The organism is Streptomyces sp. NPDC107521 (assembly GCF_055598485.1).
This window is the reverse complement of sequence record NZ_JBVKAT010000043.1, coordinates 1-10,062: the sequence shown is the minus strand read 5'-3', so window position 1 is coordinate 10,062 and position 10,062 is coordinate 1. Positions and strand designations below refer to the sequence as shown.

The following is a 10,062-nucleotide window of genomic DNA, read 5'->3' as shown; positions in this document are numbered from 1 at the left end:
CCGGCACCCTGCGCCGCGGCGAAGGCGGCTGGACCCGCCTCCTCACCTCCGCCGCCCACCTCCACACCCACGGCACACCCGTCGACTGGACACCGTTCCTCCCCGCCGGCACCCACCCCGACCTCCCCACCTACCCCTTCCAACGACAGCGCTACTGGCTCACCCCGACTGCCGCAGACCCCCGCACCACCGGCCTCGACACCGCGCACCACCCCCTGCTCTCCGCCGCACTGCCCCTGCCCGACGACCAACTCCTCCTCACCGGACGCCTCTCCACCACCACCCACCCCTGGCTCACCGACCACGCCGTCTGGGGCACCACCCTCCTCCCCGGCACCGCACTCACCGAACTCGCCCTCCACGCAGGCCACCAGCTCAACTGCCACCACCTCAACGAACTCACCCTCCACACCCCCCTCCTCCTCCCCGACAACCAAACCACCCGCATCCAGATCCACATCGGCACCCCCGACCACACCGGCCACCGCCCCCTCACCATCCACTCCAGCCCCGACACCGAACACCACTGGACCAAACACGCCAGCGGCATCCTGGCCCCCGAGGCCCCGGCCGCCCGGTGGGAGCCCGAGCCGGTGTGGCCGCCGGACGGTGCCGTGCCGGTCGAGCTGGACGGGCTGTACGGCCGGCTCGCCGAGGACGGGCTGGTCTACGGCCCCGCCTTCCAGGGACTGCGCGCGGCCTGGCGGCGGGGCGACGAGGTGTTCGCCGAGGTCGGGCTCGCCCAGGAGCAGCTCGCGGACGCCGAGCGGTTCGGCGTCCACCCGGCGCTGCTGGACGCGGCCCTGCACACCACCCTGCTGGACGGCGCGACGCAGGTCAGGCTGCCGTTCGCCTGGTCCGACGTCACCCTGCACAGTACGGCGGCCGACGCCCTGCGGGTGCGGCTGACGCCGACCGGACCGGACGAACTGTCGCTGAATGTCGCCGACCGGACCGGCCGGCCCGTCGCGTCGGTCGGCTCGCTGGCCGTCCGCCCGGTCTCCCGCGCCCAGTTGGACTCCGCCCACTCCGCCGCGGACGCGCTGTTCTGGGTGTCCTGGACCGAATCCGCGGCCTCGTCCGCCGTCCCGGCCGGCCTCGCCGTGCTGGGCGAGGACCGGCTCGGCCTCACCGCCGCGCTGGCCAAGTCCGGCGCCACGGCACAGGCCCATCCCGACCTGTCCTCGCTCGCGGCGGCCGGGGCGCCCGAGGCCGTCCTGCTGCCCTGGGTGCCCGGACCGGGCGCCGACACGCTCTCGGCGGAGGCCGCCCGCGACGCCGTCGAGCGATCCCTCGCCCTGCTCCGGGACTGGGCCGCCGACGAACGGTTCGCCGCCTCCCGTCTGGTGCTGGTCACCCGGGGCGCCGTGGACACCGCGGGCGCCCCGGCCGGGCCGGCCGATCTCGCCGCGGCGGCCGTCTGGGGGGCGGTGCGCTCCGCGCAGGCCGAGCACCCGGGCCGCTTCGTCCTGGTCGACCTCGACGGGTCCGACGCCGCCTCGCTGCGCGCCCTGCCCGCCCTGCTCGACGGCGCGGAGCCGCAGTACGCCGTCCGGGCCGGCCGGGTCCTGGTGCCCCGGCTCGCCCGGCCGAACCCGGCCGACGCGGCCGGCGGCGCCCCGGCGCTCGATCCCGAGGGCACGGTGCTGATCACCGGCGGGACCGGCACGCTGGGCGCACTCGTCGCCCGGCACCTGGTCGAGACACACGGCGTCCGGCACCTGCTGCTGGTCAGCCGCCGGGGACGGCGGGCCGAGGGAGCCGACGAACTGGTCGCCGCGCTCGCCGGGGCGGGCGCCGCCGTCACCGTGGCGGCCTGCGACGCCGCCGACCGGGAGGCGCTGGCCGCGGTGCTGGCCGCCGTCCCGGCCGAGCACCCGCTGACCGGTGTGGTGCACGCCGCCGGGGTGCTGCACGACGGGACGCTCGCCTCGCTCACCCCGGAGCACACCCGTGCCGTGCTGCGGCCGAAGGCCGACGCCGCGTGGAACCTGCACGAGCTGACCCTGGACGCCAAGCCCGCGCTGTTCGTCCTGTTCTCCGCCGCCGGCGGGTTGCTGGGCAACGCGGGACAGGCCAACTACGCCGCCGCCAACGCCTACCTGGACGCGCTCGCCGTCCACCGCCGCGCCCTGGGCCTGCCCGGGGTCTCGATGGCCTGGGGCCTGTGGTCCACCGTCAGTACGATGACCGGACGGCTCAGCGAGGCCGACCGGTCGCGGATCCGGCGCTCCGGGGTGCTGCCGGTGTCCGCCGAGGACGGTCTGGCGCTGTTCGACGCCGTGCTGGCCCAGGACCGCCCGCTGATGCTGCCGGTCCGCCTCGACCTGCCCGCGCTGCGCGCCGGGAAGCGCGCCGAGCAGTCGCCGCTGCTGCGCGCCCTGCTCGGCGGCGCCCCCCGCCGGGCTGCCCGCGCCGAGGCGGACGACGGTGCCGCCCCGGGGCTCGACCTGGCCGCCCTGCCGTCCGGCGAACAGGCCCACGCCCTGCTGGAGCTGGTCCGGTCCCAGGTCGCCACGGTGCTCGGCTACAGCGACCCGGAGGCGGTCGGCACCGGGCGCGGCTTCCTGGAGTCCGGCTTCGACTCGCTGCGCGCCGTCGAACTGCGCAACAGGCTGAACGCCGCCACCGGACTCAGGCTGCCCGCCACGCTGGCCTTCGACCACCCGACCCCGGCCGCCGTCGCCGCCCACCTGGGCGAGCTGCTGCGCCGGCAGGCCGGGCCGGAGCCGACGGCCGCGCCCGAGCCCGGGCCGTCGGCGCCCGAGCGGGCCGAAGCGGCCGTCGACGACGCCGAGTTGGCGGACGCCACGCTCGACGAACTGCTCGACATCGTCGACGACGAACTGCGGAACCCGTGACCGCCCGCGAACAGGAACAGGACCAGGCACACCCGAGCCCGGACCACGCCCCGGGCAGGAAGGCACACAGCGCAATGACCAGCGACGCGAAGGTCCTCGACACCCTCAAGCGGCTGACCCTCGACCTGCGCAGGACCCGTCGCCGTCTCCAGGAGGCCGAGGACGGCGCCCGCGAGCCGATCGCCGTCATCGGCATGGCCTGCCGCTTCCCCGGCGGGGTCACCTCCCCCGAGGACCTGTGGCGGCTCGTCACCGAGGGACGGGACGCCATCTCGCCGCTGCCCACCGACCGGGGCTGGGCCGAGGACCTGTACCACCCGGACCCGGCCCGGCACGGCACCGTGTACGTGCGCGACGGCGGGTTCCTGGACGCCGCCGCCGACTTCGACCCGGCCTTCTTCGGGATGAGCACCCGCGAGGCGCTGGCCACCGACCCTCAGCAGCGGCTGCTGCTGGAGACCTCCTGGGAGGCGTTCGAACGGGCCGGCATCGACCCGGCCACCCTGCGCGGCTCCTCCACCGGTGTGTTCGCCGGGGTGATCTACCAGGACTACGCGTCCCGGCTGCGCCGGGTGCCGGGCGAGTTCGAGGGCTACATCGGCAACGGCAGCACCGGCAGCGTCGCATCCGGCCGGGTCGCCTACACCTTCGGCCTGCAGGGGCCCGCCGTCTCCCTGGACACCGCCTGCTCCTCCTCGCTGGTCGCCCTGCACCAGGCCGCGCAGTCGCTGCGCGCCGGGGACTGCTCGCTGGCGCTGGCCGGCGGCGTCACCGTGATGGCCTCGCCACTCGCCCTGGTCGAGTTCAGCCGCCAGCGCGGTCTGGCCACCGACGCCCGCTGCAAGGCCTTCTCGGCCGGGGCCGACGGCACAGGGCTGGGCGAGGGCGTCGGCATGCTGCTGCTGGAGCGGCTGTCCGACGCCCGGCGCAACGGGCGGCACGTCCTCGCCGTGATCCGCGGCAGCGCCGTCAACCAGGACGGTGCCAGCAGCGGACTGACGGCGCCCAGCGGCCCGGCCCAGCAGCGGGTGATCCGGCAGGCGCTGGCCTCGGCCGCGCTGTCCGCCCACGAGGTCGACGCGGTCGAGGCGCACGGGACGGGCACCACTCTCGGCGACCCGATCGAGGCACAGGCGCTGCTGGCCACCTACGGCCAGGACCGGCCCGCCGGACAGCCGCTCTGGCTCGGCTCGGTCAAGTCCAACATCGGGCACGCGCAGGCCGCCGCCGGAGTCGCCGGGGTGATCAAGACGGTGATGGCGATCCGGCACGGCGTGCTGCCGCGCACCCTGCACCTGGACGGCGGCAACCCGCTGGTGGACTGGGACTCCGGCGCCGTCGAACTGCTCGCCGAGCAGCGGGACTGGCCCGCGACCGGGCGTCCCCGCCGGGCCGGGGTGTCCTCGTTCGGTGTGAGCGGAACCAACGCGCACCTGATCCTGGAGGAGGCCGCGCCCGGGGAGGCCGTCGAGGGGAGCGCCGGGGACACCGGCGCCGTCGCACCGGCGACCGTGCCGTGGGTCCTCTCCGGGCGGACCGGGGCGGCGCTGCACGCCCAGGCCGCCCGGCTGCTCGACCTGCTGGACGCCCGGCCCGGGCTCACCGCCGTCGAGGTGGGCGCGGCACTGGCCCGTACCCGCTCGGTGTTCGAGCACCGGGCCGTGCTGCTCGGCGCCGGCCCCGCCGAGCTGCGCTTCCAGCTCGCCTCGCTGGCGGACGGGTCGGCCACCCTGCGCGGGGTCGCCGGGGAGGAGCGCCGGGTCGCGTTCGTCCTCGCCGATCCGGATTCCGCCGGACTCGACCGGGCCGCCCGCCTGCTGGAGACCTCGGCGGCCTTCGCCGCCCGCCTCGCCGACTGCGACGCGGCGCTGGCCGAGGTGGTCGGCTGGACGGCCACGGACGTGCTGCGCGGCGCGGCGGGCGCGCCCTCCGCATCGGCCGGGCAGGTCGCGGGGCCGCTGCGCTGGGCCGTGCTGGTGGCCCTGGCCGGGCTCTGGCGGGAGCACGGGGTGCACCCGGCCGCCGTGGTCGCCCCGGGCGCGGATGCGGTCGCCGTCGCGGGAGCCACCGTCACCGGGGCGCTGTCCCTGGCCGAGGGCGCCCGCCTGGCCGCCTCGGGCGGCCGGGCCGGTGCGGCGACCGGGCACATACCCCTGTTCGGTGGACTCGCGGAGGCCACCGAGCGGCAGCACACCCTCTTCGTCACCCTCGGCTCCGGCCCCGCGCCCACCGGGGCCGGGCCGGGCACGCGGACGGTCGACGGCGGGGGCGACACGGACGGCTTCCTGACCGCGCTGGGCCAACTGCACGTGCTCGGCGTCCCGGTGGACTGGTCGGCGGCCTTCCCGGCCACCGGTCCGCGCCGGGTCGAGCTGCCCACCTACGCCTTCCAGCGCCGCCGCTACTGGCTGGAGGACGGGCCGCTGAGCCCGGACGTCGCGGCGGCGGGACTCGCCCCCGCGGACCACCCGCTGCTGCACGCCGAGGTCGAACTCCCGGACGGCGGCCTGCTCTTCACCGGCCGGCTGTCGCCCCGCGAGCAGTCCTGGCTGGCCGACCACGCCGTCCACGGGCGGGTGCTGCTGCCCGGCACGGCCGTGGTGGAGCTGGCCCGCTGGGCCGGGGAGCGGGTGGGCCGCGCGGGCCTGAGCGACCTGACGCTGCACTCCCCGCTGTTCCTCACCGAGCCGGGCGTGCGTATCCGGCTGACGGTCGGAGCGCCGGACACCGCCGACCGGCGCACGGTCGACCTGGCCTCCTGGGCCCCCACCGGGGACGGCGGGGGCGGCTGGACCCGGCACGCCACCGGGACGCTCACCGCCGGGACGCCCGTCGGCTCCTCCGACCTGGTCGCCTGGCCCCCGCCCGGCGCCGTACCGTTCCCGGTCGACGGCTTCTACCCCCGTACGCAGGCTCTGGGCGTCTCCTACGGCCCCGCCTTCCAGGGCCTGCGCGCGCTCTGGCGGCGCGGTGATGAGGTGTTCGCCGAGGTGGCCCTGCCCGCCGGGCCGCGCCCCGAGGCCGCCCGGTACGGCGTCCATCCGGCGCTGTTCGACGCGGCCCTGCAGTCCTTCGCCGCAGCCGCTCCCCCGGCCGGCGCGGACGGGCCGGTCCCGGTCCCGGTCGCCTGGCAGGGCGTGTCGGTCCGGGCCGCCGGGCCGTCCGCGCTGCGGGTGCGCCTCGCCCCGGCCGGGCCGGACGCGATGACGCTGGAGGCGGCCGACCTGTCGGGGGTGCCGGTGCTCTCCGTCGCGAGCCTGCGCACCCGGCCGATGGCGGCCGACGGCCCGGACCGGGCGGCCGACACCGGCCACGACCTGCCGCTGTGGCGCACCCGGTGGCTGCCGGTGGCCCCGGCCGCACCCTCCGCCACCCGGCGCACGGCCGTCGTCGGCGCCGAGGCCGACGGGTGGCCGGCCGACGCCCGGTACCCGGACCTCGCCGCGCTGGCGGCCTCCGGTGACCCCGTGCCGGAGACCGTCCTGCTCCCCCTCGCGCCGGCCGGCGACTCCCCCGCCGCCGTCCACGCGGCCGCCGCCGGGGCGCTGCGCCTGGCCCAGGACTGGCTGGCCGAGCCCCGGTTCGCCGACGCCCGACTGGTGGTGGCGATCCGGTCGGCCCGGACCGAAGGGCCCGCCGACGACACGGGGAACCGGGACGGTGACGAGGGAGCGCGGGAGCGTCCCCAGCCGGTGCCGGACCCGACGGGCGCGGAGGCGGGCGGACGGGACACCTCCCGGCACCCGGGCCATGGGGCGAACGGGCGAGCGACCCCCCGGGCGGAGGACGACGGGCCCGCCCCCGACCTCGCGGGCGCGGCCCTGCGAGGGCTGCTGCGCACCGCCCGGTCCGAGCACCCGGGCCGGTTCGCCCTGCTGGACGTGGACGGCACGCCGACCGCGGAGGCGCTGGCCGCCGCCCTGGCCGTCCCCGACGAGCCCCAGCTCGCGATCCACCGTCACCGACTGCTCGCACCGCGCCTGACCCGGGCCGCCGCCCCCGCGGGCGGCGGCGGTACCCGGCTCGACCCGGACGGCACCGTCCTGATCACCGGTGGCACCGGCACCCTCGGCGGCCTGCTCGCCCGCCATCTCGTCGAGGGCGGCGTCCGCCATCTGGTGCTCACCGGCCGACGCGGCGACCGCGCGCCCGGCGCGGCCGAACTGGCGGCCGAACTGACCGCGCTCGGCGCCGAGGTCACCGTGGCCGCCTGCGACGTCGCCGACCGGGGCCAGCTGGCCGGGCTGCTGGACTCGCTGCCCGCCGCCCATCCGCTGACGGCGGTGGTGCACGCGGCCGGGGTGACCGACGACGGCCTGCTGACCGCGCTGACCCCCGAGCGGCTGGCCGCCGTGCTCCGTCCGAAGGCGGACGCCGCCTGGCACCTGCACGAGCTGACCCGCCACCTCGACCTGGCCGCGTTCGTGCTGTTCTCCTCCGCCTCGGGCGCCTTCGGCACCACCGGCCAGGCCAACTACGCGGCCGCCAACGCCTGCCTGGACGCGCTGGCCCTGCGACGCCGCGCCGAGGGCCTGCCCGCCCTCTCGCTGGCCTGGGGCCTGTGGGCCGAACGGAGCGACCTGACGGACGGCCTGGACGGCGTCAAGGCGGCCCGGCTGACCCGGGACGGCGTCGGCGCGCTCGGCACCGCCGAGGCCCTCGACCTCTTCGACCGGGCCCTCGGGCTCGACGAACCGGTCCTGTTCCCCGTCCGCTTCGACCTCGCGCGACTGCGCGGGCGGACCGGCCCGGACCGGCTCCCGGCACTGCTGCGGGAGCCGGCGGACCCGGCGGAGCGAACCGGCGCGCCGGAGGCGTCCGGGACGCCGGAGGCCCCGGCCCCCGACCCGGCGGCGGGCTTCGCCCAGCGCCTGCGGGCCATGCCGGAGGACGACCGCCGACGGGCCCTGCTCGATCTGGTCCGCACCCACGCGGCCGTGGTCCTGGTCCTGGCGGGGCCCGAGGAGGTCGACCCCGGTCAGGGCTTCGTCGACCTGGGCTTCGACTCACTCGCCAATCTCGAACTGCAGGACCGCCTGAGCGACGCCACCGGGCTCGGCCTGCCGAGCACACTGATCTTCGACCACCCCACCGCCCAGGCCCTGGCGGACCACCTCTGCGCCGAGTTCGGCACCGCGGAGGCCGTCGGGATCGGCCCGGTCCTGGCCGAACTGGACCGGCTGGAGGAACTCCTCTCCTCCTACGACGCCGACGTCCGGGCCCGGCGGACGATCACCCACCGGCTGAGGGACCTCCTCTCCCGCCGGGACGGGGACGCCCGCGACGGCGACGACGACACCCGCACCGAACCCCCCGTTCTCGACACAGCGACCGACGACGAGCTCTTCGACGTGCTCGACCAGTTGCGTTCCGGCTGACGGCCGGCAACTCCCCAGGTCATCCCCGCAGCGGTTATAGGAGCAGGCTCAAGTGGCAAACGAAGACAAGCTTCGCGAACACCTTCGGTGGGCTGCCGCCGAACTGGGCGAGGCACGCCGCCGGGTGGCCGAACTGGAGGCGGCCGAGCGGGATCCGATCGCCGTCGTCGGGATGAGCTGCCGCTTCCCGGGCGGTGTCCGCACCCCGGAGGAGCTGTGGCGGCTCGCAGTCGACGGCCGGCACCCGGTCGGCACCCCGCCGGCCGAGCGCGGCTGGCGCGTCGAGGAGTTCTTCGACCCGGACGGTGAGCGCCCGGGCACCTCGTACGTGTGCGAGGGCTCGTTCCTGGAGGGCGCCGACGCCTTCGACCCGGCCTTCTTCGACATCAGCCCGCGCGAGGCCCTGGCCATGGACCCGCAGCAGCGGCTGCTGCTGGAGACCTCCTGGGAGGCCTTCGAGCGGGCCGGGATCGACCCGTCCTCGATGCGCGGCGCCCGGGTCGGCGTGTACGCGGGCCTGATGTACCACGACTACGGCACCCGGCTGTCCTCGGTGGACGAGTCCGTCGCGGGCTTCCTCGGCGCCGGCTCCTCGGGGAGCGTCGCCTCCGGCCGGATCGCCTACGTGCTCGGCCTGGAGGGCCCGGCGGTCACCGTGGACACCGCCTGCTCCTCCTCCCTGGTGGCGCTGCACCTGGCCGCCCAGGCCGTCCGTCGCGGCGACTGCACCATGGCGCTGGCCGGCGGCGTCACGGTGATGTCCACACCCGACACCTTCGTCGAGTTCAGCCGCCAGGGCGGCCTGGCCCGGGACGGGCGCTGCAAGGCCTTCGCGGCCGCCGCGGACGGCACCGCCTGGGGCGAGGGGGTGGGCATGCTGCTGGTGGAGCGGCTGTCCGACGCCCGCCGCCTCGGGCACCGCGTCCTCGCCGTGCTGCGCGGCTCCGCCGTCAACCAGGACGGCGCGAGCAGCAGTCTCTCCGCGCCCAACGGTCCGGCCCAGCAGCGGGTGATCCGGGCCGCCCTGGACGACGCCGGCCTCTCCCCCGACCTCGTCGACGCCGTGGAGGCGCACGGGACGGGCACCAAGCTCGGCGACCCGATCGAGGCGCAGGCGCTGCTGGCCACCTACGGGCAGGAACGGCCCGCCGAGCGGCCGCTCTGGCTCGGCTCGGTCAAGTCCAACATCGGCCACACCCAGGCGGCGGCCGGGGTCGCCGGAGTGATCAAGATGGTGCTCGCGATGCGGAACGGGGTGCTCCCGCGCACCCTGCACGTGGACGAGCCGACACCGCACGTCGACTGGGAGTCGGGCGCCGTCGCCCTGCTCACCGAGGAGCGGGCCTGGCCCGCGACCGGCCGCCCCCGCAGGTCCGCCGTGTCCTCCTTCGGGGTCAGCGGCACCAACGCGCACGTGATCCTCGAGGAGGCGCCGCAGACCGGGGAGACGGCGGAGGAGCCGCAGGATTCGCCCGACGTGCTGCCCTGGGTGGTCTCCGCGCGCACCGCCGACGCCCTGCGTGACCAGGCCGGGCTGCTGCACGCCGCCGTCGCCGCCCACCCCGAGTGGCGGACCGGCGAGGTGGCCGCCGCGCTGGTCGCACAGCGGACCGGCTTCGAGCAGCGCGCGGTGGTGGTCGGGGGCAGCCGCGAGGAACTGCTGAGCGGTCTGGCCGCGCTCGCCGAGGGCGGCAGCGCGCCCGGACTCGTCACCGGGACCGGCGGGTTCGACCGCCCCGTCTTCGTCTTCCCCGGCCAGGGCTCCCAATGGCTCGGCATGGGCACCGAACTCCTCGACACCAGCGACGTCTTCGCCCGGTCCA

General features: G+C 77.0%; 3 protein-coding genes. All 3 read left to right on the top strand.

Going from position 1 to position 10,062, the window contains the following annotated elements; all coding sequences use genetic code 11:
• Window positions 1-2,861, top strand: a 2,861-nt coding sequence (locus ACZ7LB_RS31750; protein WP_471473135.1) for a type I polyketide synthase, incomplete at its 5' end; no start/stop codon positions are given.
• 74 nt (window positions 2,862-2,935) lie between these two features.
• Complete coding sequence (locus ACZ7LB_RS31745; protein ID WP_471473133.1) at window positions 2,936-8,239, top strand: type I polyketide synthase; 5,304 nt, start codon at window positions 2,936-2,938, stop codon at window positions 8,237-8,239.
• 52 nt (window positions 8,240-8,291) lie between these two features.
• A partial coding sequence (locus ACZ7LB_RS31740; RefSeq protein WP_471473131.1) for a type I polyketide synthase occupies window positions 8,292-10,062 on the top strand: 1,771 nt, incomplete at its 3' end.

Bases quoted from the DNA above. Each gene is read 5' to 3' on its own strand.
- ACZ7LB_RS31745 (WP_471473133.1), top strand. From the start codon at position 2,936: ATGACCAGCGACGCGAAGGTCCTCGACACCCTCAAGCGGCTGACCCTC.